This window comes from Streptomyces sp. bgisy159 (assembly GCF_965341775.1).
In the GTDB taxonomy this organism is placed as follows: Bacteria; Actinomycetota; Actinomycetes; order Streptomycetales; family Streptomycetaceae; genus Streptomyces.
In genome coordinates, this window is record NZ_CBDQZH010000068.1 from 1 (window position 1) to 25,792 (window position 25,792).

At 67.5% G+C, this 25,792-nt stretch carries 19 protein-coding genes, 1 tRNA gene and 1 pseudogene; 15 read left to right on the forward strand and 6 right to left on the reverse strand.

Features of this window, described 5'->3' with window-relative positions; all coding sequences use genetic code 11:
* Positions 1–575 precede the first annotated feature (575 nt).
* Entirely contained in the window at positions 576–3,605 is a 3,030-nt protein-coding gene (locus ACSLTV_RS34340; protein ID WP_435613557.1) for an NACHT domain-containing protein, read from the forward strand.
* 233 nt (positions 3,606–3,838) lie between these two features.
* On the opposite strand, the gene ACSLTV_RS34345 is transcribed toward ACSLTV_RS34340, so the two are convergent.
* Together ACSLTV_RS34345 and ACSLTV_RS34350 are read right to left on the reverse strand one after the other, a co-directional pair.
* Positions 3,839–4,498 carry a hypothetical protein gene (locus ACSLTV_RS34345; protein ID WP_435613558.1) on the reverse strand — a complete coding sequence of 220 codons (660 nt, stop codon included), beginning with the start codon at positions 4,496–4,498 and terminating at the stop codon, positions 3,839–3,841.
* 122 nt (positions 4,499–4,620) lie between these two features.
* Positions 4,621–5,655, reverse strand: coding sequence for a DUF1152 domain-containing protein (locus ACSLTV_RS34350; RefSeq protein ID WP_435613565.1), 1,035 nt, complete (start codon positions 5,653–5,655; stop codon positions 4,621–4,623).
* A gap of 152 nt (positions 5,656–5,807) precedes the next feature.
* On the opposite strand from ACSLTV_RS34350, the gene ACSLTV_RS34355 reads away from it, so the two are divergent.
* From ACSLTV_RS34355 to ACSLTV_RS34365, 3 genes and pseudogenes are all read left to right on the forward strand, one after another.
* On the forward strand, positions 5,808–6,548 hold the full coding sequence (locus tag ACSLTV_RS34355) for a GntR family transcriptional regulator (protein WP_435613559.1): 741 nt from the start codon (positions 5,808–5,810) through the stop codon (positions 6,546–6,548).
* Between the two features lie 277 nt (positions 6,549–6,825).
* A complete protein-coding gene (locus tag ACSLTV_RS34360) occupies positions 6,826–7,263 on the forward strand; it encodes an ATP-binding protein (protein WP_435613560.1) in 438 nt (145 codons plus the stop codon).
* A 724-nt stretch (positions 7,264–7,987) separates the two neighbouring features.
* Positions 7,988–8,200: pseudogene (locus ACSLTV_RS34365) on the forward strand (tyrosine-type recombinase/integrase); the annotation flags it as partial.
* 49 nt (positions 8,201–8,249) lie between these two features.
* Here ACSLTV_RS34365 and ACSLTV_RS34370 read toward each other — a convergent pair.
* Positions 8,250–8,323: transfer RNA gene (locus tag ACSLTV_RS34370), tRNA-Gly, on the reverse strand.
* A gap of 560 nt (positions 8,324–8,883) precedes the next feature.
* Here ACSLTV_RS34370 and dcd point away from each other — a divergent pair.
* The 3 genes from dcd (at position 8,884) to ACSLTV_RS34385 (ending at position 10,444) form a co-directional block, all read left to right on the forward strand.
* Positions 8,884–9,459 carry a dCTP deaminase gene (gene dcd / locus ACSLTV_RS34375; protein ID WP_432138360.1) on the forward strand — a complete coding sequence of 192 codons (576 nt, stop codon included), beginning with the start codon at positions 8,884–8,886 and terminating at the stop codon, positions 9,457–9,459.
* A gap of 19 nt (positions 9,460–9,478) precedes the next feature.
* Positions 9,479–9,988 (forward strand): phosphoribosyltransferase, encoded by a 510-nt coding sequence (locus ACSLTV_RS34380; protein ID WP_432138374.1) that lies wholly within the window; start codon positions 9,479–9,481, stop codon positions 9,986–9,988.
* Positions 9,989–10,153: 165 nt separating this feature from the next.
* Complete coding sequence (locus ACSLTV_RS34385) at positions 10,154–10,444, forward strand: hypothetical protein (protein ID WP_432158936.1); 291 nt, start codon at positions 10,154–10,156, stop codon at positions 10,442–10,444.
* Between the two features lie 202 nt (positions 10,445–10,646).
* On the opposite strand, the gene ACSLTV_RS34390 is transcribed toward ACSLTV_RS34385, so the two are convergent.
* Positions 10,647–11,732 carry a Yip1 family protein gene (locus ACSLTV_RS34390; protein WP_435613561.1) on the reverse strand — a complete coding sequence of 362 codons (1,086 nt, stop codon included), beginning with the start codon at positions 11,730–11,732 and terminating at the stop codon, positions 10,647–10,649.
* A gap of 239 nt (positions 11,733–11,971) precedes the next feature.
* Complete coding sequence (locus ACSLTV_RS34395) at positions 11,972–14,254, reverse strand: (Fe-S)-binding protein (protein WP_435613562.1); 2,283 nt, start codon at positions 14,252–14,254, stop codon at positions 11,972–11,974.
* A gap of 332 nt (positions 14,255–14,586) precedes the next feature.
* On the opposite strand from ACSLTV_RS34395, the gene ACSLTV_RS34400 reads away from it, so the two are divergent.
* The 7 genes from ACSLTV_RS34400 (at position 14,587) to ACSLTV_RS34430 (ending at position 23,982) form a co-directional block, all read left to right on the forward strand.
* Entirely contained in the window at positions 14,587–16,281 is a 1,695-nt protein-coding gene (locus ACSLTV_RS34400) for an undecaprenyl/decaprenyl-phosphate alpha-N-acetylglucosaminyl 1-phosphate transferase (protein WP_435613563.1), read from the forward strand.
* A gap of 708 nt (positions 16,282–16,989) precedes the next feature.
* Positions 16,990–18,837, forward strand: a complete 1,848-nt coding sequence (dnaK, locus tag ACSLTV_RS34405; protein ID WP_432138365.1) for a molecular chaperone DnaK — start codon at positions 16,990–16,992, stop codon at positions 18,835–18,837.
* Positions 18,834–19,502, forward strand: a complete 669-nt coding sequence (grpE, locus tag ACSLTV_RS34410) for a nucleotide exchange factor GrpE (protein WP_432138366.1) — start codon at positions 18,834–18,836, stop codon at positions 19,500–19,502. Before dnaK ends, grpE begins: the two co-directional genes overlap by 4 nt.
* 42 nt (positions 19,503–19,544) lie before the next feature.
* Positions 19,545–20,732 carry a molecular chaperone DnaJ gene (dnaJ, locus tag ACSLTV_RS34415; protein ID WP_435613564.1) on the forward strand — a complete coding sequence of 396 codons (1,188 nt, stop codon included), beginning with the start codon at positions 19,545–19,547 and terminating at the stop codon, positions 20,730–20,732.
* Between the two features lie 5 nt (positions 20,733–20,737).
* On the forward strand, positions 20,738–21,184 hold the full coding sequence (locus ACSLTV_RS34420; protein WP_432138375.1) for a heat shock protein transcriptional repressor HspR: 447 nt from the start codon (positions 20,738–20,740) through the stop codon (positions 21,182–21,184).
* Between the two features lie 486 nt (positions 21,185–21,670).
* Positions 21,671–22,774, forward strand: a complete 1,104-nt coding sequence (locus tag ACSLTV_RS34425; protein WP_432158940.1) for a sugar ABC transporter substrate-binding protein — start codon at positions 21,671–21,673, stop codon at positions 22,772–22,774.
* Positions 22,775–22,953: 179 nt separating this feature from the next.
* A complete protein-coding gene (locus tag ACSLTV_RS34430; RefSeq protein ID WP_432138369.1) occupies positions 22,954–23,982 on the forward strand; it encodes a LuxR C-terminal-related transcriptional regulator in 1,029 nt (342 codons plus the stop codon).
* A gap of 153 nt (positions 23,983–24,135) precedes the next feature.
* Here the strand turns inward: ACSLTV_RS34430 and ACSLTV_RS34435 are convergent, their stop codons facing one another.
* Complete coding sequence (locus ACSLTV_RS34435) at positions 24,136–25,131, reverse strand: helix-turn-helix transcriptional regulator (RefSeq protein WP_435613566.1); 996 nt, start codon at positions 25,129–25,131, stop codon at positions 24,136–24,138.
* Positions 25,132–25,437: 306 nt separating this feature from the next.
* Between ACSLTV_RS34435 and ACSLTV_RS34440 the strand changes: the two genes are divergently transcribed.
* Complete coding sequence (locus tag ACSLTV_RS34440; protein ID WP_432138370.1) at positions 25,438–25,776, forward strand: hypothetical protein; 339 nt, start codon at positions 25,438–25,440, stop codon at positions 25,774–25,776.
* The last annotated feature ends 16 nt before the right edge of the window (positions 25,777–25,792 follow it).

Here is a 25,792-nt window from a genome sequence, read left to right on the forward strand (position 1 = left end):
CGGGTGCGCCGAGCCATCAGGCGCGCGTGTGTCTCGCTGTACCCCCACCAGCCGCAGCCACGTTGTTGGCATTCTGCCATCGGCCCCCCCGGGGGGCGTCCGGATAGCCAATCGCTTGTCCACCACACTGGCCCTGGTGAGTCGGAGTGCTACGTACGCTGTGTACGGCTGCCGCTTTGGTGGACTGGGTACTGAGCCTGAGCCCATGACGGCAGGTAGGTAGGTGCATCAGACTTGAGCCTCTCATCTGTACGACTCAGGGTCGTCTTCGGCGGTGACCTGCGATCGAGTGAGTGACCGCGTGCCGTGCGGTGGTACAACTGGTGCATCAGTTCAGTAGTGAAGAATCCCAGCTATTCGAGCAGCACTCCACTAAGATGATGTGCTGACAGCTTGTGCAAGCGAGTGGGGGCAAAAACATGGTTGGGTGGGAACAGCTCGCATACAAGGTCGCCACTGGTGCACTCCGTTCCGCTGCTTCTGCCGCTGTAAGGTCTGCGCTAGCGCCGAAGTCGGGCGCACTGATCGTAACTGGAGGATCCACCGGCAGGTTCAGAAATAAGTTGATCCCGGCAGTGGAAATTACGGATCGGGATATCAAGGAATTCGCGAAGCATGTTTCCTCGATCATGGAAACGCTCATGCGAAATGAATATTCAGGTTTGCCTGAATCGGAAGTCAACGCTTCATTTCAAGCGGTCATTGATTCTTTCGCCTCCGTTTCAATTGATGTTTTTGATACCGACTTCGACCCGCGTTTGCATGCTGAGCAGGTTTTGGCGGAGACTCAAGAGAAGGTCTCGAGGATCGGGCTTAGCGAGGCTGGATACAACCTTTACGCTCGCCTAGTGACAGAAGTTTCTGCTCAAGTTCTCAACTTTGTGACGACCTGGCCGTCGTTTCTAGCCAGAGCAAATGTCGAGCAACTCAAGCGTATGACCCAGGTCGCGAAAGAGCTGCGCAACGTTCGCCAATCGGTTATTGATGACGCGAACGCCGCTGAGGTTAGATTCGAGGAAAAGTACTCAGAGGTAGTTGTCGCAAAGCTCGACCAGCTAGAGCTTTTCGGTGTGACACTCTCCCAACCAGACCAGCGAGCCTATCCACTAAGTACTGCTTACATCAGTCTTTCCGTTGCAGAATCCGATAAATCTAATCCTGGGAAAAGCGAATTTGAAAAGGATCTGGTGAGCCTCGGAGTTGAGGGTGCAACTTCCTGGCATGCGGGTGTCGCTGATGTTGGAGGCGAAGTAAGCGGCGGGCTTCGTTCCGAGAGTGCTATCGCTACTTTCCAGCGCATCTTGCTTCGCGGAGACGCAGGGTCGGGGAAAAGTACGCTACTTCGCTGGTTGTCGGTGCATTCTTCGCGCCGCTCGCTTGATGGTGAGCTTCGCAATTTCAATGGCTATATTCCATTTCTGCTACCGTTGCGTCGATTTGCCGATCGCGACCTTCCAGCTGCACACGACTTTCTGAACGAAATTGGCAAGCACCTCGCTGGAGAGATGCCCAGCGGGTGGGTAAATCGCGTTCTTCGGAGTGGACGTGCATTTATTCTGATCGACGGCGTGGATGAGCTGCCCGAGAATCGGCGAGAAGAAGCCAAGGAATGGCTTGATGAGCTACTCGATACCTACCCAACAGCTCGGTATATCGTCACTTCGCGTCCTGCCGCTGCGGAAGAACGATGGCTGAGTCGGCAGAATTTTACATCAGTTGACATGCTGCCGATGAGTAGCTTGGACATCGCGAACTTTGTAAGCCACTGGCACGATGCTGCTCGTTCGTGCTTGCCGGCCGAATCGACTGATGAAGAGATTGACGAACTTGCCCGGTACGAAGGTGAGCTTGCAAAGGCAATTCGCGGGCAGCGCCAGCTTCGTAAGTTGGCATCCAACCCACTCCTATGCGCTCTTCTGTGCACGCTCAGCCGGGATCGGCGTATGCAGCTTCCGCAGGGCCGCATGGAGCTTTACTCGGCAGCCCTTGAGATGCTCCTGGTACGTCGTGATGTTGAGAGGCGTATTAACCATTCCGATGCGCCAAATCTGACACTTAATCAGAAGCAAAGAATTCTGGGCCACTTCGCATACTGGCTTCTACGCAACCAATTGACCGACACCACAGAAGATCAAGCAATTGATCAGGTGCGGTTGGCCTTGGAGTCGATGCCGTCGGTTCACTCTAGCGGTCCCGAAGTATACAAATACTTGATGGTTCGCAGCGGCCTATTGCGACGGCCTGTGGAAGGGCGGGTTGATTTCATTCACCGCACTTTCCTGGAGTACCTCGCGGCTGCGACGATTGTGTCACTCAACGATATTGGTTCACTGGTAAGGAATGCACACCTGGACCAATGGCAGGAAGTCGTCGCCATGGCAGTAGGGCATGCTCGACCAGAAGAATGCAGCAAAATTCTCAATCAGTTGATTGAACGAGGGGAGAATGAGCCGGCAAACATGGCTAGGCTGCACTTGCTTGCCGCTGCTTGTTTGGAAAATGCCGACCAACTTGATCGAGGAACCTATGATCTCGTCAGGCAACATGCCGAGAAATTGATACCCTCTTCTAAGGTTTCTGAGGCGAAGGAACTGGCAGCAGTAGGTGAGTCAGTGCTTCCCCTGTTGCCTCGCTCCGGGCGTCGGCTGCTTGCTCAGCAAGCGGCATCTACCGTTCGGACAGCGAGCTTGGTTGGTGGCGAAGGGGCCCTGGATATTTTGGGCGGTTATGGTTCCGATGGTCGTAAAGCCGTCTACGCGGAACTATCTCGCGCTTGGACTCAATTTGACGTAGATGAGTACGCCAAACGTGTCATGAGTAAATCGCCTATCGCGCGCAGGGAACTCGTGATCGATCACGAGCAATTGCTGCCTGCTCTACGCCACTTTCCCGAATTGGAAACCCTTCAATGTGGCTGCCCTATAAAGAACTATGATTGGCTCGAAAGCTGTCACTCAGTCAGGCATCTTGCGCTCTGGAATAACTCCGAACCAGCCATGGATCGCATTGCTCAACTTCCCAACCTGCGGGGCCTCGCTCTGGGAAGCTTTGATCCGGAAGAGGGGAACTTTCAGAGTCTCGGCCAGTTGCAGAACCTCGTCACCCTGACGCTGCACATCAAAGACTCTGCGCCATTTGACTTCAACAGATTCCCTGCCCTCGAGAATCTGAGGCGTCTCCAAATCGGATCTGCTGGTCCGGTGACTGGATTCGCACAGAATGATCAATTCGCGAGCCTGGAGTGGGTGACGTTTACGTTTTGTACAGAAGTCGATTTCGCTCAATTCGAAGGTGCTGACAGTCTAATGATGCTTCAGCTAATGCATGTCCAAAATTTCAAAAATGTTGGGGCTCTGAGTGGAATGACCAACCTGCGTGTGGGCGCGTTTTCTGTAAGACAGAAGAACCTCCCCATGCTTGCGGCTATTAAAGACGTGAAATCGCTTAGTGTACTAGTGCGTCGAGGGCGGGCCAATCGCGCCGTGGATCTCTCGCCTTTCACTGGGATGCGCGATGTGCAGATCCGTTTTACTGAGCCGGTTCAACTTGCTGCTCCCGCGTCATCCCTGGGAAAGGGAGTGAAGGTTGTTATGCCGTCTCAATAGGAGGACGGGGCTTTTGGGCGCCTCAACCCACCCTCATATCCCTTCTCTAGCATTACGCGGCCGCTTGCTTTGAGCGCGGCACGGGCGCCGGCCGGGCTGGAGCGGGGCGGAGACAGGAGCGCAGGCCCGGCAGGGGGCCGGGCCGCGCGCGGGGAGCGGAGCGAGCCGCCTTGAACCCGTAGAGAAGGTTGTTACTCAACGGCTGAGCGCGTTGATGATCTTGGAATGGTTCGTCAGAACGGCGGATCGTCCACGCGACCTTGGGTGGTGCTTTGATCAGCGCCCCACGGCGAACTGTGGGGCGATAGGTCGGTGTCGCAGAACAGGAAGGGATTCCGCTGACCTTCCAATCCTGAGGAGTCCTCGCCCCATGCGTTGAGTGCATCGATAGCTCGCTCGCGGTGCTGCCACAGCTCGCTGGTTCCGAGGACCTGTCGGATTACGAACACCAATGCCGCCCTATGGTGCAGCAGCCTGTGATCGTCCAAGAGCGGTATGCAGGCTGAGAGCGCTGCTTCGCTCACGGCACGGTCGGCATCGTTGGCGTATGCGGAAGCTGCTGAGAACAACAACGGTCGGATCTCGCGTATGGCGACCGCCGGCGGATAGTCGTCGAGCGGAAACCCGTGCTGTTGGCCTATCGCATCGGCTGCGTCGGTCACTTCGTTCGCTACCGATGCGATCCAGAGCAGTAGTTCGGCTCGCACGCAGCCTGGGAAGGCTCGGTGGTCCTTGTCGACTGAGCGCAGCGTCCTCGTGTCCGGCAGGATGGCGGCCACGTAGAGCGCCGTGGGTGGTGTCGCTTCGTACAGCGTGTTCTGGTGGTGCAGGACGTTGTGAAGGTCTTCGAGCGCTCTCGTTCTCACATCCTGCTCTGGATCCAGCAGCGCCACCAGTGTCCTGGGCGCGTCTGTGGCTCGCCCGTAAGCATGCTGCAACTCTGCCCAGTCGGTACGGGTGAGTGTGCTCTGTGGGTCGGGTAGATCGGTGGCGAACGGGGACTCGTGGTCGTTTGTCATGTGATCTGCCACAGTGGGGCCGTGTACTGCTCCGGTCGGCTGTTGATGAGCAGGGTGCGGAGGGCGTCCCGCTGCGAGCCGTTGATGTTCAGGGCCTCGGTGAGGTGGCGGAACGTCGTGTGGGTGACTCCGCGGCTTCGGGCCTCCGCCTCGAACTGCTCGACGCCGGCCAGTACCGCTTGGGGGTCGAGCTTCGCCGCCTGCTGGTCCTTGAGCCAGAGGGCCTTGTTGCGCTCGTAGTCGATCTCCGAGAAGCCGCAGACTTCACGGCACAGGGCCTCCACCTCGTCCAAGGTGGTCGTCGCCAGGACCACGCGGGCCAACTCGTTGCGGCTCAGTGCCTCGTCCAGGTCGACTGCGTGGACGGCCGGCCCTTCGTCGGTGAGAGGGATAGGGAGCCCGGCGTCCCGGACTTCGCACGTGCCGCGCACTCCTCGGGCGGTTGCCGCGAGCATGCCGGTGGCCTCGGAAGGGTGCCACTCCAGGACCGGGCTGATGGGCCTCACGTCCTTCGCGGTGAAGGTGTGGACGATTGGACCGAGCAAGCCGAGCAGGTCGTCGAGGGGCAGTTCGCCGTCCAGGCCCGGACCGGCGATCAGCAGCCGGATCGGTGCGTTCGTCTGGCAGCACGCTGCCAGTGTGAGGGCGTCCGCGAGTGGGCTCTTGAGTGTCGGTTCATCGCCCCGGGCCAGCACATCGCCGCCGACGTCCAGGAGGTCGATCGACTCGGGCGCCAGGTGGGTCACCAACTCTTCGAGCTGGCGGGTCACGCCCTCGGCACCCTGCTTCGGGTCGAGCAGTGCGAACGTGTGCGGGAGTTCTGCCGCGAGTCGGGGGAGAGTGGATCCCGCCGGTGCGATGGGGCGGGCCTGCGCCGGCACCTTCCAGACGGCCGGGGTGATCGGCTCCAGGCCTGTGAAGTCGTCGGCTCCTCGCGGGCCCGGTACCGGGTCGATCAGCAAGCGGTCCCACGCGTACGTGAGGATCACCGCCGGATCGCTGTCGTTGCTGTACAGGGCGGCGTGGAGCATGGCGGCGGCGACTGCGTCGCCCCCTCCTCCTGCTGCGACGATCAACCGCGTCATGGGCCCAAGAGTACGGGTTCCGGTGTTGACCACTCACCCTATAGTGGCTAGAGGCCATAGCCACTTGCCGACCATGCGGCACGGGACGAGGAGGGCACATGCCCCAGATCGAGGAGGCTCAGCCGAAGTATCTCCAGATCGCGCACTTCATCCGCGATCAGATTCTTCGGGGTGACCTGCGACCGGGAGACGAGGTTCCCTCGGAACGGCAACTCGCGGCCGACTGGAAGGTGTCCCGGCCGACGGCCGCGCGGGCCTTGGAGGCGCTGAGTCATCAGGGGCTTGTCGAGAAGCGGCAGGGGTCCGGCACCTACGTACGCAGCCTCGAAGTGAACCGGCGGGCCCGCGAGTTGTACGGGCGTGCCCGGCAGACCGGGAAGATCTACACCTCCGGCGAGTACGCCGTCATCACCTCGGCGGGCTGGCTCGACGCCCCGGATCACGTCGCTGAGGCGCTCGGCCTGGTCAAGGACCGTCGAGCCGTGCACCGGCGACGGGTCACCAACAACCAGGACGGGCCCATCACTCTGTCCACCTCGTGGTTCGCGGCAGATGTGGGCCGGCGGGCGCCCAAGCTGACGGATCCGAGGCGGATCCAGGAAGGGACCCTCCTGTACGTCGAGAACATGACCGGTCGCCAGGGCAGTTACGCAGAAGACCGGATGTGCGCCCGTACGGCAACGAACGAGGAAGCCACCGACCTGCATCTGGAGCCCAACTCGCCGGTCCTGATCGTGCATCACGTCGTCTTCGACCTCCAGGACCGGCCGCTGGAGTTCGCCGAAGCCACCTACCCGCCGCACCGCTGGGCGTTCGAGCAGGGCTACCCGCTCTCCTGACGACTCGCCAATCGTGGCGAACCGCTTGCACAGCCCAAGTGGACAATGCCACTATCCAGTAAGTGGCTAAGGCCACTTGATCGGAAGGGGGCATGGCGTGACGAGTCAGCGGCCGGATCGGGGCACGCGCCCAGCGTGCCGAGGGTGCCGGGGGCGCGGATGGAAGCGTGTCGGTTCGCGTACGACCCTGGCACTGGCCACCGCCGCCGACCGCACGCGTGCCACATCGAAACGGCGCTGCCTCGACTGCGACGGCAGCGGCAAGGAGTGAGCGCGGATGGCCTACATGATCGACCGCTGTCCCTCTGAGGACTCACCTCGGCTCGGGGCGATGACCTTGCACCCCGTCGCGGAGTCCATCCCCCGGGCGCGGCGCTGGTTCCGGAAGTTCATCGCCCCGTACGACCCGGTCTGCTCGGTCGACGACTGCGTTCTGATGATCTCGGAGTTGGTGACCAACGCCATCGTCTTCGGGCGGTCGGAGGATCCGTGGCTTGTGCGGGTCGAGTGGTTCCGCGAGGGGGACTCGCTCCGGGTCGAGGTGCACAACCCTGGCTTCCCGGCGAACGTGCGGCGGCGCCGGCCCGATGCCAACGACGCACACGGACGCGGGCTGCTCCTGGTCGACTCCATCGCCGACTCGTGGCACTCCGGGCCCAGCCGCTTCGGCGGGACAGTGGTCTCCTTCATGGTCGATGATGCCTGGACGTCATGACGGGAATGCGCTCCGCCGGGGATGTCCCACCCGTGGCCTTTGTTGCTTCCGGCCAAGCCCCTGCAAGTCTCTGACGTGCTGCTTCCCGCTGACCGGCGGGTGCTGGACGACACCTACCGTGTGAACTGACGCAGCTCTACGCGCGCGGCTGCCGAGTAGCCAGTCGGTAGACCAGGTACGTGAGCCCCAGGATGAAGTCAGCGGCCACCCAGAGCCCGATGATGAGACCCACTCCGATCGTGGTCCCGACGTCGCTCGCGTCGTTGCACAACTCCAACTGGTCGCCAGTCAGCCCCTTGCAGTCTTCCGGTGTGCCGCTGCCGCTTGCCGCGCCTGTGATCACCCAGATGAGGAAGAGGATCTGTACCGCCAGGAAGACCCAGAAGAAGACGCGCCGCCGTTTCCTCGGTGGGGGTGCGGTTGGGGCCTGTCCTGGCGGCTGTCCGGGGGAAGAAGCGCTTTGGGCGGCATTCGGCCATGCGGTCGACTGCTGGGGCGGCGGCGGTTGGTGAGACCTGGGTCCCCATCCCGGTTGCGGCGGCGTCTTCGGGTCCCGGGCACGATGCTGCCTGTTCATGGGCTGCCCCTCTCCGTGTTGCTGCTTCCATCGTGCGCTTCAGGCGCAGTTGTCGCCTGACGACGTAGCAGCAATGGCGCTTGACAGGTCAACCAAGAGCGACGCCAGCGCCCGGACTGTGCTTCCTTCCGCGTTCCTCCGCCGGGAGTCTCGACCCGGTCCGGGGCCATCCTCAAGGACACCATGGTCCTCGCCGGGCGGTCCTCCGAGAAGGCGGCGTTGATCTACCAGCACTCCGACGACGAACGACAGGAAGAGGTCGCCGCCGGCCTCGACGCGACCGTACGCAAGGCGCGGGTCGCCGCAGCCGAGAAGGGGCCCGACAAGCCTTCTGGCACGAATCTGGCACGCGGCGAGTGATCGCAGAGCACAACAAAAAGGCCCGGGTCTCTGACCTGGGCCTTAATCATGGAGCGGGTGACGAGAATCGAACTCGCGCTCTCAGCTTGGGAAGCTGATGTTCTACCATTAAACTACACCCGCGTAAGACACCGACCGGAGTCGGGGTCCGACTGCTTGGTCACTCTACCTCATGGCAGACCCCCGGTGCTGGCACCGCGGGGTCTGAGTGCGTTTCAGGGGTGTTGCGGGGGTGGGATCGGGCTGCGGGGTGCGGGAGTTGGGGCGTACGGTGGCGGGGTTGGAGAGGGGCTCGGCGGGGTCGGAGTGCCGCCTGGAGGGCCGTCCCTTTCATCCCGTAATGTGGCGTTCGTCGTCACGGCATCCCAGCCAGTCGTGACGCGGCTCTTGGGGAAGGGACTCTAGGACTTGATGGAACGCACCCTCGTCCGCTGTGCCGATGGGCACGTGTTCAGCACCACTTCGTTCCCGATGCAGCAGGCCGAGCGGCTCGGCCCCGGGCGGCTCGTCCGATGTCCTCGGTGTGCCCGCCTGCGCAGTGCCGTGCCGGTGAGTCTGCAGAAGCGGTGACACCGGGAGAGACGGTGGAAGGGGTTATCGCCTGAGGTAACGAACGGTTACCGGGTTGGCGCGCGGAGTCGTCCGATGGGGGCGACTCCGCGCGTCTTGCGTATCCTCAGGGCGTGCTTCTCTCAGACAAGGACATCCGGGCCGAGATCGACGCCGGGCGGGTGCGGATCGATCCCTTCGACGAATCCATGGTGCAGCCCAGCAGTATCGACGTGCGCCTCGACCGGTTCTTCCGGGTGTTCGAGAATCACCGGTACCCGCACATCGACCCTTCCGTCGAGCAGGCGGATCTCACCCGGCTCGTCGAGCCCGAGGGTGATGAGCCGTTCATTCTGCATCCCGGGGAGTTCGTCCTCGCCAGCACCTACGAGGTCATCAGCCTGCCCGATGATCTCGCGTCGCGGCTGGAGGGCAAGAGTTCGCTGGGGCGGCTCGGCCTGGTCACCCATTCCACCGCGGGCTTCATCGACCCCGGATTCAGCGGCCATGTGACCCTTGAGCTGTCCAATCTCGCCACCCTGCCGATCAAGCTCTGGCCCGGCATGAAGATCGGGCAGCTGTGCATGTTCCGGCTCAGTTCGCCGGCCGAGCACCCGTACGGCAGCGAGCGGTACGGCTCCCGGTACCAGGGGCAGCGCGGACCCACCGCCTCCCGGTCCTTCCGTAATTTCCACCGCACCCGGGTCTGAGGGTCACGGCGTGAACGACATGAACGGCGCGCGGGAGAATCTGACCTACGAGCGGTTCGGGGCTGCCGTCCGTGAGCTGGCCCAGGTCATCGCCGACGACGGCTATCAGCCGGACATCGTGCTGAGCATCGCGCGCGGTGGCGTTTTCGTCGCCGGTGGACTCGCCTACGCGCTCGACTGCAAGAACATCCATCTGGTGAATGTGGAGTTCTACACGGGCGTCGGCACCACCCTTGAAATGCCCGTTATGCTCGCGCCCGTCCCCAATGTCATTGATTTCTCGGACAAGAAGGTCCTGATCACCGACGACGTCGCCGACACCGGAAAGACGCTCAAGCTGGTCCGTGACTTCTGTCTCGACACCGTCGCCGAAGTGCGCAGCGCCGTCATCTACGAGAAGTCCCAGTCGCTCGTGAAATGCGAGTACGTGTGGAAGCGCACCGACGACTGGATCAACTTCCCGTGGAGTGTCCTGCCTCCCGTGCACAGGTCGGGTGAGGCGCCCAAGGAGAACAGGGAAGCCCTCTGAAGGTTCGCTTCGCGCGTCGGCGGAGAGGAAGGGAGCGCCCATGAGCTGGGTGGCCAACGTGATGGTCGCCGTCGGCCCCGAGGGCGCCCCGAACGCCGAGGCTCTGAGTGACTGGCTGCGGGACGAAGCGCCCCGGCGGGAGCAGCCCGACGTGCTCGGTGTCGGGTGCCTGCGCCTGATCTCCGGCGAGGACTCCGACTGGGGGCGGGGGGGAAGTACCCCGAGTGCGAGGTCTGGGCCGGCGCCCTCGACCACGCCGACCTCGACGCGCTCAGGCGCCGGTTTGCCGAGACGCCCTGGCGGCAGCCGAACGCCGTGCAGCTCCTGGTCCAGGACCAGGAGGAGTCGTTCTTCCGGCTCTGGATGATCCGCGGCGGCGAGCTGCGGCAGTACGCCCCTCTGGAGCCGTCCGAGGAGGACGACGAGTTCTACGCCCACGGACGCCACGGCGCTTGAGCCGGGCCGCGAGTGCAGGGGAGCAGTGAGGGGCCCCGGGGCAGGCCGGGTCGGGTGGTCAGGTCGGGCCGGGCCCCTACCCGCCGTGCCGACGGAACGCCGACGGAACGCCGACGGAACCCCGGCCGCCAAGCCGCTGGGCGCCGCCGCCGTAATGCCGCTGGGCCCCGCCGCCGTAATGCCGCCGGACGCCGCCGGAACGCTAGAACGTGCCCAGCTTCACGATCGACACCAGGGCGATCAGCTGGATCGCCGACGCGCCGAGGGCCTTGGGCCACGGGAGGTCGTGCGAGCGGCTCACCATCATCGTCAGGAGGGTGCCGGCGGCCGCCCAGGTGACCCAGCCCACGCCCTGGACGAAGGTCGCGTCACCGCCGAGGAACATGGCGAAGAGCAGCCGCGGTGCGTCGGTGAGGGACATGATCAGCATGGAGAGGCCGACGGTGGGCTGCCATGCGCCGTTGCCGCCGAGCTGGCGGGCCAGGGTGTGCGTGACCACGCCCAGGACGAAGGAGCTCAGCACCATCGCCACGGCCGTCATCAGGACGATCGGCACCAGGCTGGAGAGCGTCGCGTCGATCGCCTCCTCGCGGGCTCCGTCGAAGCCGAAGACCGCCAGCAGGCCGTACAGGAAGGTCACGATGAGGGCCGGGCCCCACATCGTGTAGTCGCGCATCTGGAGGAACGTCTGCGCGGGGGAGAGGACGATGCCCCTCAGCAGTTCCTTCCAGCGCAGCCGGGGGCCGATCGGGGCGGCCGGGCCCGCCGCGCCGGTCTGGTACGTCTCGCCCTGGGTGTAGCCCTGCCGGCCGCCCTCGTAGCCCTGGGGGAAGCCGGGCGCGCCGGGGCCGCCGCCCCGGCCGTAGGGGGCCTGGTCGTCGATCGAGAACGCCTGGGTGTGGCCCGGGTTGTTCGCGGCGTAGCGGTCCTGCGGGGCGTGCGGGGCGTGGGCGTTGTCGCCGCCGAAGTACTCCGGCTCGTCCGCACCGGGAGCGCCGTGTCCGCTGTGTCCGCCGTGTCCGCCGGGTGCGCCGTGCGCACCCTGGCCGCCCGTGGGTCCCTGTCCGCCAGGTCCGCCAGGTCCGCCGTAACTGCCGCCGTAGCCACCGCCGTACGGCGGCTGCCCGCCGCCCCGGTACTGGGGGTACGCCGGCTGCGGGGCCTGCGGCGTCGGCGGATAGCCGTACGACGGGGCCTGGGGCGCCTGCTGCCCGTGCGGGGGGTGTTGCGGTCGCGCTTGCGGGGCGCGGTCGTCCCGGCCGCCGCGTCCGATCCTGAATCCAGCCACGTCATCGAACGTACCTGGTCGCCGGGGAGGAGGCGCGGGAGCCCGGCATACGGGGGCCCTTTGCTGCCGACCTGTGACATCCCCTAAGGGGCAACCTGAGGAGCACCTGAGGGGCGCCTGAGGAGCCCCTGGTGAGCGCCCCGGGGAATACCCGGAGCGATTTCGCCCAGCGGGAGCCGGGGAACGGCGATGCCCCCCGCCGTCGTCGGCAGGGGGCATCAACGGCCTTCGGAGGGCGGTTACTTCACCGGCTCCGGCTCCGGCTCGTTCTCCTCCTCCGCGTCGCCCGCCGGGTCGACCGGCGTCTTGACGGAGTCCAGGAGCAGTTGGGCGACGTCGACGACCTGGATGGACTCCTTGGCCTTGCCGTCGTTCTTCTTGCCGTTGACCGAGTCGGTCAGCATGACGAGGCAGAACGGGCAGGCCGTGGAGACGATGTCCGGGTTGAGGGACAGGGCCTCGTCGACGCGCTCGTTGTTGATGCGCTTGCCGATCCGCTCCTCCATCCACATCCGCGCGCCGCCGGCGCCGCAGCAGAAGCCCCGCTCCTTGTGGCGGTGCATCTCCTCGTTGCGCAGGCCCGGGACCTTGCCGATGATCTCGCGCGGGGGCGTGTAGATCTTGTTGTGGCGGCCCAGGTAGCACGGGTCGTGGTAGGTGATGATGCCCTCGACCGGGGTCACCGGGATCAGCCGGCCCTCGTCCACCAGGTGCTGGAGCAGCTGGGTGTGGTGGATGACCTCGTAGTCGCCGCCGAGCTGCGGGTACTCGTTGCCGAGGGTGTTGAGGCAGTGCGGGCAGGTGGCGACGATCTTCTTCGCCGACTTCGGCTTGGCGGACTCGGCGACGACCTTGCCCTCGTCGTCCAGCTCCTCGCCGAACGCCGTGTTCAGGGCCATCACGTTCTCCATGCCGAGCTCCTGGAACAGGGGCTCGTTGCCGAGGCGGCGGGCGGAGTCACCGGTGCACTTCTCGTCGCCGCCCATGATCGCGAACTTCACGCCCGCGATGTGGAGCAGCTCGGCGAAGGCCTTGGTGGTCTTCTTTGCCCGGTCCTCCAGCGCGCCCGCGCAGCCGACCCAGTACAGGTACTCGACCTCGGACAGGTCCTCGATGTCCTTGCCGACGACCGGGACCTCGAAGTCGACCTCCTTGGTCCACTCCAGGCGCTGCTTCTTGGCCAGGCCCCAGGGGTTGCCCTTCTTCTCCAGGTTCTTGAGCATGGTGCCCGCCTCGGACGGGAACGCGCTCTCGATCATCACCTGGTAGCGGCGCATGTCGACGATGTGGTCGATGTGCTCGATGTCGACGGGGCACTGCTCGACGCAGGCGCCGCAGGTGGTGCAGGACCACAGGACGTCCGGGTCGATGACGCCGTTCTCCTCGGCGGTGCCGATGAGGGGGCGCTCGGCCTCCGCCAGAGCCGCGGCGGGCACGCCGGCCAGCTGCTCCTCGGACGCCTTCTCCTCGCCCTCCATGGTCTTGCCGCCGCCGGCCAGCAGGTACGGGGCCTTGGCGTGGGCGTGGTCCCGCAGCGACATGATCAGCAGCTTGGGGGAGAGCGGCTTGCCCGTGTTCCAGGCGGGGCACTGCGACTGGCAGCGGCCGCACTCGGTGCAGGTGGAGAAGTCCAGCAGGCCCTTCCAGGAGAACTGCTCGACCTGCGAGACGCCGAAGACGTCGTCGTCGCCCGGGTCCTCGAAGTTGATCGGCTTGCCGCCGGAGGTCATCGGCAGCAGCGCGCCGAGCGAGGTCGCGCCGTCGGCGTTCCGCTTGAACCAGATGTTCGGGAAGCCGAGGAAGCGGTGCCAGGCCACACCCATGTCGGTCTTCAGGGCCACCGTGATCATCCAGATGAAGGACGCGGCGATCTTCAGACCGGCGAACAGGTAGGTGAGGTTCTGCAGCGTGGAGAGGTCCATGCCCTCCAGCCACGAGACGACCGGGTAGGAGATGAAGAAGGACGCCTCGTAGCCGTCGACGTGGTGCTGCGCGCCCTCCAGGGCGTGCAGCATGAAGATGCAGGTGCCGACGACGAGGATGACCGCCTCGACGAAGTAGGCCTGACCGGTGTTGGAGCCGGCGAAGCGGGACTTGCGGCCCGGCCTGCCGGGCCGGGACAGCTGCCGGATGGCGATCAGGATCAGGATGCCGACCACCGTCATGGTGCCGATGAACTCGACGAAGACGTTGTACGGCGCCCAGTCGCCGATGACGGGCAGCACCCAGTCGGCGACGAAGAGCTGGCCGATGGCGTTCACGATGGTCAGCAGCAGCGTGTAGAAGCCGATCGCCACGAACCAGTGCGCGAAACCGACGATGCCCCAGCGGTTCATCCTGGTGTGGCCGAGGAACTCCCTGGCCAGAGTCAGGGTGCGCAGGACGGGGTCGTTGGTCCGGGCGCCCGCCGGCAGGGGCTGGCCGAGCATCAAGAAGCGGAAGATCTGCAGGATGGCTCGGCCGAACAGGGCGATGCCGACTGCCATGAGGACCATCGACACGATGATCGCGGCGAGTTGCATGGGGTGGCTCCTCGGGCCTGCGAGGGAGATTACTAAGCGGTAACTTATGCAGTCCGTCCGAGACTACCCGCATCCCCCGCCGCACTGTAGTCAGCCGTGCGGTGATCTGTGTCGCTGAGGCAGACCTGAGCGCCGGGGGCGGGGGGTGGGCGGGTGTGTGGGCGCGCGGGCGGGCGGTGCTTCCCAGGATGCCGCACTGGTGGGGGTGGGGCGGGGATCGGCGGACGTCGCACCGGGTGCCCGCGCCGGGTGGCGTGGGGAGGGGCGGCTCCCGTTGCGATCCGATCGTGTTATTCATACCGAATTGGTACATTTCGCCCTAACGTGTATCCGTGCTCTACGGAATCGCCTCCGCCACCGCCGCCCTGCTCCTGGCCGCCTCCCTCGCCGCGCTGCTGCGTGTGCCCGCCCTGCGGGTGGGACTCGTCGACCGGCGGCAGCGCCAGCGGCGGGTGCCGCTGGCCGGCGGGGTCGCCGTGGCGGGCGCCACCTGCGCCGTCGCCTGGGTCGGGGACAGCGGCGGATACGCGCCGCTCGGACCCGGGGTGGGTGCCCTGCTGACGGCCGCCGCCGTGGTGGCCGGGCTGGGGCTGGTCGCCGACGCGTGGCGGCTGCGCACGCGCTTCCTGATCGTCGGTACGGCGGTCGCGGCCACCTGCGTCATGCCGTACGGGGATGTCGGCGTCCTCGGCGGCATCCTCGCGGCGGGATGGGTGACCGTCGTGGCGCTCGCCTTCCGGTCGCTCGACCACGCGGACGGGGTGGCCGGGGCCGTCGGGGTGATCACCGCGTTCGGGGCGGCCGCCTGCGCGGCGGCGGAGGTGCTCGACGGACTCGCGGTACTGCTGAGCGTGCTGGCCGCGGTGCTGACCGGCTTCCTGATGCACAACTGGCCGCCGGCGCGGGTCGGCCTCGGCGCCTGCGGGTCGCTGTTCTCGGGGTTCCTGGTCGCCGGTGCGGGCGTGCACGCGCGCGTGGGACACGATCCGGTGGCCGGGGCGGGCGTGCTGTTCGCCCTCACCGCGGTGGCCGTGGTCGACGCCGTCGTGGTCGTCGTCGCGCGCCGCGTCGCCGGGCGGCCGCTCCTGCGCGGCGGCCCGGACCATCTCGGCCACCGGTTGCGGCGGCTCGGCCTCACGCCGCCGGGTGCCACCGTCCTCCTGACCGTGGCCGCCTTCGCCGCCGTACTCGTCGCCGTGCTGGCACACGGCGGCTGGCTCGGACCTCGCAGCACTCTGTGGGTGGCGGGCGGCGCGGCCCTGCTGACGCTCGCCATGCTCCGGGTGCCCGGCCCGTCCGCCCGCCGCCGGCCCGTGCCTCGCCCCGGCGCCGGTCGGCAGCACCGAGCCGTGCCGCGGGGGGAAGCGGGGGCGGGCCGGGAATCCGGCTGGGAGCGTGGGTCCGGCTCGGGACGTGGGTCCGGGTGGGGACGTGGGTCCGGGTGGGGACGTGGTCCTGGCTTCGGGCGTGGAGGTGCTTGGGCACCACGGGGCGGTGCCTGGGCGGGGGGTGGTGCTTGGGCGCGTGGCAGTGCTTGGGGGCGTGGCGGCGGCTCGGGCCGTGGGGCGGCCGTGGGTGCCGGGAGCGTCCTGGGCCGGGAAGCCGCGCCGAGCGGTAGGGGTGCTGTCGTGGACGGTGGGGGTGCGGTGGGTGGCGCTACCGGCCCGGATCATGCGGGGGCCCAGGGTCGTGGAACCGTCTACGGACGCGGAGCCGTTCTCGGGTGTGAGGTCGGCGTCGGCCCGGGTCCTGAAGCCGTACTGGCCCCGGAGCCCCTTCTCGGCGGCGAGCCTGCCCCCGTGCAGCCTGCCCCCGTGCAGCCTGCCCCCGTGCGGCCCGCCCCGGTGCAGCCCGCCGCTGGGCAGCCCGCCCCGAGGCAGCCTGCCGCGGGGCTCGGCCCGGCCTCGGGTGGCTGCGAGCCTGTGCCTTCCCCCGCACCTGACCGGACCTATGAGGTCGCCGAGTCGCGCGAGGCCGGAGAGGGCCGCGGACCCGGTCGCCGCTGGGAGCCCGCCCAGGCGTCGTGAGTGAGGTGTGTGCCGCGCGGGGAGGTGGGGGAGGGGGCTTCGGCGGGGACGGTTCGGCTCAGAACGGGGGCGGGCCGGGGCCGACCGGGAGCGGGTTCTCGTCCGGTCCGGCCCTTCGTCCGGTCCGGCCCTTCGTCCGGTCCGGCCCTTCGTCCGGTCCGGCCCTTCGTGCGGTCCGGTCCCTCGTCCGGGCCTGGCGTTCGTCCGGGCCGGGGGGTCGTCCGGGCCTGGCGTTCGTCCGGGCCGGGGGGCGTGCGGGCCGGGGGGCGTCCGTCGGGTGGGCTCCGGACCTCGCCGCGGCACCCTCCGCCCGCCCGTGAGGGGACCCGTACTCCCGCGCCCCGTCGTGTGACCCGCGTCCCTTCCTCGGCCCACCGCGCATACAGCCCCCGGCACGGGCAACCCGCCGCCTCCGCGGCCGGCCGCCCCCTTCCCCCTCGGCCGTCCTCCCCCGCCCCGCCGTTCAGCCCCCGGTCCTCGCCGACCACCTCCACGCGTCAAGCCGTCGACACTCCCGGGCACACCACCCCCTCACCCGCCCCCTCCCGCCCGCCTCCCGTAAAACCCCAGCTCAGAACGCCCCTCTCCGCCCCTTGCGTGTAAGGAGGGGATAAGAGTTGAGCCTCGTCGGCTCAGGTCTGTTGACCGGCGGCGGCGGGTCGTGCACACTTGAGCCTGTTCCACTCAAGTCAGCTGGAGGAATCAACCATGGCACGTGCGGTCGGCATCGACCTGGGCACGACTAACTCCGTCGTCAGCGTTCTGGAGGGCGGCGAGCCCACCGTCATCACCAACGCCGAGGGTGCCAGGACCACGCCGTCCGTCGTCGCCTTCGCGAAGAACGGTGAGGTGCTCGTAGGTGAGGTGGCCAAGCGCCAGGCCGTCACCAACGTGGACCGGACCATCCGCTCCGTGAAGCGCCACATGGGCACGGACTGGAAGATCGAGCTCGACGGGAAGCCCTTCAACCCGCAGCAGATCTCCGCGTTCATCCTCCAGAAGCTGAAGCGCGACGCCGAGGCGTACCTGGGCGAGAAGGTGACCGACGCGGTCATCACCGTCCCGGCGTACTTCAACGACTCCGAGCGCCAGGCGACGAAGGAGGCCGGTGAGATCGCCGGTCTGAACGTCCTGCGCATCGTCAACGAGCCCACCGCGGCCGCGCTCGCGTACGGCCTCGACAAGGACGACCAGACGATCCTCGTCTTCGACCTCGGCGGCGGCACCTTCGACGTGTCCCTGCTGGAGATCGGCGACGGTGTCGTCGAGGTGAAGGCCACCAACGGTGACAACCACCTCGGTGGTGACGACTGGGACCAGCGCGTCGTCGACTACCTGGTCAAGCAGTTCCAGTCCGGCCACGGCGTCGACCTGTCCAAGGACAAGATGGCGCTGCAGCGGCTGCGCGAGGCCGCCGAGAAGGCGAAGATCGAGCTGTCCTCGTCCACCGAGACCTCGATCAACCTGCCGTACATCACGGCGTCCGCCGAGGGCCCGCTGCACCTGGACGAGAAGCTCACCCGCGCCCAGTTCCAGCAGCTGACCGCGGACCTGCTGGAGCGCTGCAAGACGCCGTTCCACAATGTGATCAAGGACGCCGGCATCCAGCTCGGCGAGATCGACCACGTGGTCCTCGTCGGCGGCTCCACCCGCATGCCGGCCGTCGCCGAGCTCGTCAAGGAGCTGACCGGCGGCAAGGAGGCCAACAAGGGTGTGAACCCGGACGAGGTCGTCGCCATCGGCGCCTCGCTCCAGGCCGGTGTCCTCAAGGGCGAGGTCAAGGACGTCCTGCTCCTCGACGTCACCCCGCTGTCCCTCGGTATCGAGACCAAGGGCGGCATCATGACCAAGCTGATCGAGCGCAACACGACGATCCCGACCAAGCGCTCGGAGATCTTCACCACGGCCGAGGACAACCAGCCGTCGGTGCAGATCCAGGTCTACCAGGGCGAGCGTGAGATCGCGGCCTACAACAAGAAGCTCGGTATGTTCGAGCTGACCGGTCTGCCCCCGGCGCCGCGCGGCGTCCCGCAGATCGAGGTCTCCTTCGACATCGACGCCAACGGCATCATGCACGTGACCGCGAAGGACCTGGGCACGGGCAAGGAGCAGAAGATGACCGTCACCGGCGGCTCCTCGCTGCCGAAGGACGAGGTCGACCGCATGCGCCAGGAGGCCGAGCAGTACGCGGAGGAGGACCACCGCCGCCGCGAGGCCGCCGAGGCCCGCAACCAGGGCGAGCAGCTGGTCTACCAGACCGAGAAGTTCCTCAAGGACAACGAGGACAAGGTCCCCGGCGAGGTCAAGACCGAGGTCGAGGCCGCCGTCGCCGAGCTGAAGGAAGCCCTCAAGGGCGAGGACACCGCCGCGATCCGCACCGCCACCGAGAAGGTCGGCGCCGTGTCGCAGAAGGTGGGCCAGGCGATGTACGCCGACGCCCAGACGGCCCAGGCCGCGGGCGACGGTGCCGCCGCCGGCGGCGAGGCCCCGAAGGCCGACGACGACGTCGTGGACGCCGAGATCGTGGACGACGAGCGCAAGGACGGTGCCGCGTGACGGAGGAGACCCCGGGCTTCGAGGAGAAGCCCGACGTCCCCTCCGGCGCGACCCCTGACGACGCCGAGCCGAAGGCCGCGACCCCGCCGAACGGCGAGGGAGCGGCCCCGGCCGGGGACGAAGCAGCAGACGCGGGCCTGCTGGCCCAGCTGGACCAGGCTCGCATGGCGCTCGGTGAGCGCACGGCGGATCTGCAGCGCCTCCAGGCGGAGTTCCAGAACTACCGCCGCCGGGTCGAGCGCGACCGGATCGCGGTCAAGGAGATCGCCATCGCGAACCTCCTGACCGAACTCCTGCCCGTGCTCGACGACATCGGCCGGGCGCGGGAACACGGCGAGCTGGTCGGCGGCTTCAAGTCCGTCGCCGAGTCGCTGGAGACCGTGGCCGCCAAGATGGGCCTGCAGCAGTTCGGCAAGGAGGGCGAGCCCTTCGACCCGACGATCCACGAGGCGCTGATGCACAGCTACGCGCCGGACGTCACCGAGACGACCTGCGTGGCGATCCTGCAGCCCGGGTACCGGATCGGCGAGCGCACCATCCGCCCCGCGCGGGTGGCGGTGGCCGAGCCGCAGCCCGGCGCCCAGACGGTCAAGGCGGCCGACGAGGCGGCGGACAAGAGCGAGTCGGCCGACACCGAGGAGAGCGGTGGCCCGGACGAGGGCTGACGGGAAGACCGAGGAGAACCGCGGAGAGGGGGTACGGCGAGGATGAGCACCAAGGACTTCATCGAGAAGGACTACTACAAGGTCCTCGGCGTGCCCAAGGACGCCACCGAGGCCGAGATCAAGAAGGCGTACCGCAAGCTCGCCCGCGAGTACCACCCGGACGCCAACAAGGGCAACGTCAAGGCGGAGGAGCGCTTCAAGGAGATCTCCGAGGCGAACGACGTCCTCGGCGACCCCAAGAAGCGCAAGGAGTACGACGAGGCACGCGCCCTGTTCGGCAACGGCGGCTTCCGCCCCGGGCCGGGCGGGGGCGGCGGCTCCTTCAACTTCGACCTGGGCGACCTCTTCGGAGGCGGCGCCCAGGGTGGCGCGGGCGGCGCGGGTGGCGGCGGTTTCGGCGGCGGCATCGGCGATGTCTTCGGTGGCCTGTTCAACCGGGGCGGTGCCGCGGGCACGCGGACCCAGCCCCGGCGCGGCCAGGACATCGAGTCCGAGGTCACCCTCAGCTTCACGGAGGCCATCGAGGGCGCCACGGTGCCGTTGCGGATGTCCTCACAGTCCCCCTGCAAGGCCTGTTCCGGGACCGGCGACAAGAACGGCACGCCGCGCGTGTGCCCGACCTGCGTCGGCACCGGGCAGGTCGCCCGGGGCTCGGGCGGCGGCTTCTCGCTGACCGACCCGTGCCCGGACTGCAAGGGCCGCGGGCTGATCGCGGAGAACCCCTGCCCCGACTGCAAGGGCAGCGGACGCGCCAAGTCGTCGCGCACCATGCAGGTCCGCATCCCCGCCGGGGTGACCGACGGGCAGCGGATCCGGCTGCGCGGCAAGGGCGCGCCCGGTGAGCGCGGCGGTCCGGCCGGCGACCTCTACGTCGTCGTGCACGTCGGCGCCCACCCGGTGTTCGGCCGCAAGGGCGACAACCTCACGGTGACCGTGCCGGTGACGTTCACCGAGGCCGCGCTCGGCGGGGAGATCAAGGTCCCCACGCTCGGCGGCCCGTCCCTGACCCTGAAACTGCCGCCCGGCACCCCCAACGGCCGCACCATGCGGGCCCGCGGCAAGGGCGCGGTCCGCAAGGACGGCACGCGCGGGGACCTGCTGGTCACCGTCGAGGTGAGTGTTCCCAAGGACCTGTCGGGGAAGGCTCGTGACGCGCTGGAGGCGTATCGCGAGGCGACCGCGGGCGAGGACCCGCGGGCGGAGCTGTTCGAGGCCGCGAAGGGAGCATGACGCAGATGGACGGCCGTCGACGTAACCCGTACGAGCTGACCGAGGAGACCCCGGTCTACGTCATCTCGGTGGCTGCCCAGCTCTCCGGACTGCACCCGCAGACGCTGCGCCAGTACGACCGCCTGGGCCTGGTCTCCCCCGACCGGACCCCCGGGCGGGGCCGGCGGTACTCGGCCCGCGACATCGAACTGCTCCGCCAGGTGCAGGCGCTGTCGCAGGACGAGGGCATCAACCTGGCCGGCATCAAGCGGATCATCGAACTGGAGAACCAGGTCGCCGCGCTGCAGTCCCGGGTCGCCGAGCTGGAGGCGGCGCTGGACGGCGCGGCGGCGGCCATGCAGCAGCGCGAGGCGGCGGTGCACGCGTCGTACCGCCGCGATCTGGTGCCGTACCAGGAGGTGCAGCAGACCAGCGCGCTGGTGGTGTGGCGGCCGAAGAAGGCCAAGGACTGAAGCCGCCGCCACTCGTCACGCCACTCGTCACGGGGGCCGTTACGGCGGCCGCGCGTCGGCGCACAGCAGGGCCCGGAGTCCCGTCCGACTCCGGGCCCTTCGCGTTGGTCCCCCGGGCCCTGCGCGTTGGTCCCCGGGCGGTCGTGGGGTGCTGCGGGCGGCCCGCTCGGCTGGCCGGGTTCGTTCGTACCTGTGAACGGATCGGGCGCGGGCGCCGCCGTGGCGAACGGGAGGAGGACCGGACGGGTGGAGCGCAGGAGTGGTGAACGTGTCGCGGAACTGGCCCGCCGAAGAGGGGGCCTTGAGGTGATTTGCACCGAATTGGGCTTGCTTTCCTGCGTCTTCGGCCGCTGAGCGGAGGGTGATGTTGCCATCTCGTTAAGTGATTTCGCTTGACGCCGGTATGCGCTGACGCGTTGTCTTTTCAGACACCTGGGACGTCATGTCGTACCCATGTCCACACGCACCCCTGAAGTGAGCCCCTGAATGCGTCGAATAGCCCTCACTGTGGTCGCCTCCACGATGACCCTCTCGCTCGCCGGCTGCGGGATGCTGAGCGCGGCGGAGGACGGTGCCGAGGCGAGTCCGACCAAGGGCAACGACGTCACCGTGGGCGTCCTGATGCCGGAGAAGACGAACACCCGCTACGAGGAGTTCGACTACCCCATCATCAAGGCGAAGGTGGCCTCGCTCACGGGCAACAAGGGCAAGACGGTGTACGCCAACGGCGAGGCGAACTCCGACAAGCAGATCGAGCAGATGCAGAAGATGATCTCCGACAAGGTGGACGTCATCCTGCTCGACGCCGTCGACTCCAAGGCCATCGCGGGCACCGTGAAGGAGGCCAAGGAGGCCGGTATCCCGGTCATCGCCTACGACCGGCTCGCCGAGGGCCCGATCGACGCCTACGTCTCCTTCGACAACGAACTCGTCGGGGAGGTACAGGGCCGCTCCCTGATCGAGGGCATGGGCTCTCCCGAGGTCACTGACAACATTGTCATGATCAACGGCTCGCCGACCGACCCGAACGCCGGGCAGTTCAAGCAGGGCGCGCTCTCCGAGCTCAACGGCCGGGTCACCATCGCGGCCAGCTACGACACCGACGGCTGGAAGCCGGAGCTCGCCGAGCAGGAGATGGCCGAGGCGATCGACAAGATCGGCAAGAGCAAGATCGGCGGTGTCTACTCCGCCAACGACGCCATGGCCGGCGGCATCATCAAGGCCCTCAAGGACGCCGGCGTCACCGAGCTGCCGCCGATCACCGGCCAGGACGCCGAACTCGCCGCCGTGCAGCGCATCATCGCCGGCGAGCAGTACATGAGCGTCTACAAGTCCTACCCGCAGGAGGCCGAGGCCGCCGCGGAGATGGCCGTCGCCAAGGTCCAGGGCCGCGACATCCAGTTCGACGCCCTCACCCGCGACCGGGTCGACAGCCCCACCCACAAGAAGATCCCGGCGCAGCTGGTGACGGTGGTCGCGCTGACCAAGAGCAACATCAAGGACACCGTCATCGCGGACGGCATCTACAAGGTCTCCGACATCTGCACCAGCGAGTACAAGAACGCCTGCCAGGCCCTGAAGCTGAAGTGACGCGGGCCGTCCCCGGCCGATGACACCGGCCGCCCCGGCCGTCGGCGCCGGTGTCCGGCCGAACCCCCGCACAGGGGTGGATTTCCGGCCCGGGCCCCTGGGGAGCCGTGTTGCGGAGCCGCTCCTCGCCGCGCATAGTTGCGCTGCGGAAGAGGCGTACAGCGGGGGTGGAATGGGCGATGGCCGGGCGCGGGGCGCAGGAGCATCCTCACGGTGCCGACCGGCTGTGCGAGGCCGGGGACCGGGTGTACTCCCGGGCCGTCCGACGGGGGCGGGTGCCGCGCCGTGACGCCGAGCCGGTGCCCTGTCTGCTGGAGCTGGCCCTGCTGCACCCGGACCCCGACGACATGGACTGGCTGGTGCCGACCTCCCCGCAGGAGGTCATGACCCGGCTGCTGCGCGGGGTGCACGACGAGGTGAGCGCCAGCCAACGGCGCGTGGGCGCCGCTGTGGCGGCCGTCGAGTGGTACGCCGGGCTGGGCGGCCCGGCGTCGGCCGGCGGCCCCGGAGAGGGGCAGGCGATCCGCGTCCTGGACGGCCTGACGCGCATCCAGGCGGCCATGGACGAGGCGACCCAGGCGTGCACCACCGAGGTGCTCACCGTGCAGCCCGGCGGCATCCGCCGCGAGGACGAGCTCGCGGAGGGGCTGCACCGGGCGCTGGCGCTGCGCGGGCGGGGCGTGCGGATGCGGGACCTGTACAACCACGTCGCCCGGCACGGGCAGGGGCTGCTGAACTACCTGGAGCTGATGGGCGGGACGGTCGAGGCGCGCACCATGGACGAGGTCGTCGACCGGCTGATCCTGTTCGACCGGACCGTCGCCTTCATCCCCGCCAACCCCGAGCGCACCATGGCGCTGGAGCTGCGTCACCCGGCGCTCGTCTCCTACCTGGTGACGGTGTTCGAGCGGCTGTGGCGGCTGGCGATCCCGCTGTCGGCCCCGCTGCCCGACACCGGTATCGAGGGCATCTCGCACCGGGAGCAGTCCATCGCCGCGCTGCTCGCGGAGGGCCACCAGGACGCGGTGATCGCGGAGCGGCTGGGCATCAGTGTGCGGACCTGCCGGGCGCACATCGCGCGGCTGTCGGAGACGTTGGGGGCGGCGAGCCGTGCGCAGTTGGGTGTGCGGATCGCGCAGGTGGGGCTGGACGGACCGCCCGTCGGCCCGCTGACCGTTCCCGGCCGGCGCTCCCCGACAGTCCGGTGAGACCCCCGACAGTCCGGTGAGACCCCCGGCCGTCCGGTGAGACCCCCGGCCGTAGGGTGCGAGTCCCCGGCCGTCTGATCGGGACTCACGGCCCGTCCGGTGTGGCTCACGGCCCGTCCGGTGTGACCTCCTGCCGTCCGGTGCGGGTCGCGGTCAGTTCTCCTGTTTCAGAATCCCCGACTGCGCTATGAGGTAGCCGAGTTGGGCCCGGCTGCCGCTGCCCAGCGCGTTGGCCAGCTTGGCGATGTGGGCCCGGCAGGTGCGTACGTTCATGCCCAGGCGGCGGGCTATGGCCTCGTCGACGTGACCCTCGACGAGCAGCTTGGCTATCGAGTGCTGTATCTCCGTGATGCCGTCGGGCGCCGTCTCGTACGGGGCGCCGGCGGTCAGCGGCACCGCCCGGTCCCACATGAACTCGAACACCTTGATCAGGTACCGGACCAGCCCCGGATGCCTGAGCTCCAGGGCGACCTTCTGGTCGTCGCGGATCGGGATGAAGGCGACGGCCTCGTCGCAGATGACGAGCCGCTCGACCAGCCCGTCGATGGTCCGGTGCTCCGTCTTGCCGTCGGAGAGCCGGGCCACGTAGTCCAGCCTCTCCGGGCTGTACCGGGCGGTGTGCGGATAGAGGGTCCTGATGCGGACCCCCCGCTCGATCAGGGGCCGGTCGCGGCCCAGCCCCTGTATCAGGCTCTGTTCGGGGCGGTGGCCGCTCGGCTGGACCGTGAGCATCTCGGTCTGGCACTGGGCGGTCGCCAGGTTGAGCGCCTCGTTGATGCGGGTACTGCCCTCCAGCACGGTGATCGAGCCGCCCGTCGTGGTCTGGGCGCTGATGGTCATGAATGGCTCGAAGACGTCGGACAGTTCAATGGACAACCGTCTGCGCTCGGAAATCTCGTGCTCTATGGGATTGAGCCGCTGGGCGAGAGCGACCGCCGGGGGTATGGGGCGCAGCCAGTCAGGGTCGTCCGGGTCGGGGTGCAGGAGGGCGAACTCCATCAGGCACGGAGCCGCCTGCACGTCCGTTCGCGCAATGCGTCCCGCCCGCAGGGCGTTCGCATAAAGTCGGCCACCCTCCTCGCACAGCTCGGTCACCGCATGGGGATGTGTGGCCTTAGTCCGACTCGTCACCAAATCTCCACCCCCCAGGGTCCTGAACGTGCAGGAACATGATGCATCGATTGTGTGGCCATGACGTGCCCGAATGAGCCATCGTCGTACTCGACGGGGGAAGAGGGGACCTTCAAGTGAGGACGAAGCCGACTATGCGTAACAGAATGCTTCGCTCGGTGCTTGTCGCCGCCTTCTCCGCCGTAGTGGCTGTCGGAACCGTGCATGGCCTCTCCGGCTCGAAGGGCGACAACCGGGCGGACAGTGTCTGGCCGATAGCTCCGAAGGAGCATGTGGTCGCGGACAGTGTCTGGCCGGCGAGCGTCATGGACTCGGAGCGCTGACGTGACCACTCCACCCGACGATCGCTCCTTCCGTCGTGAGATGGCCACCGCCTACCGCTCCGGCTGGCACTTCATCGACCTGGTCACCGCCATCCCCCACAGCGGTGACTCGCTGATGGTGACCGTGTTCGGCGAGCCGGTCGTGGTGACGCGGGACGAGGACGACGACGTACGGGCGTACCGGTGTCTGCGGCGGCCTCGGGGGGCGCCGCAGCCCGTGCGGTGTGCCATCCGGTACGGAATGATCTTCGTGAACCTCGACCAGCGCGACCATCAGCTCGTGGAGGCGGCCCCCCCACCCGCCCCGCGCACCATCTCAGCCACCCCCCGCAGTGCCTGACGCGATTCCCCCGTCG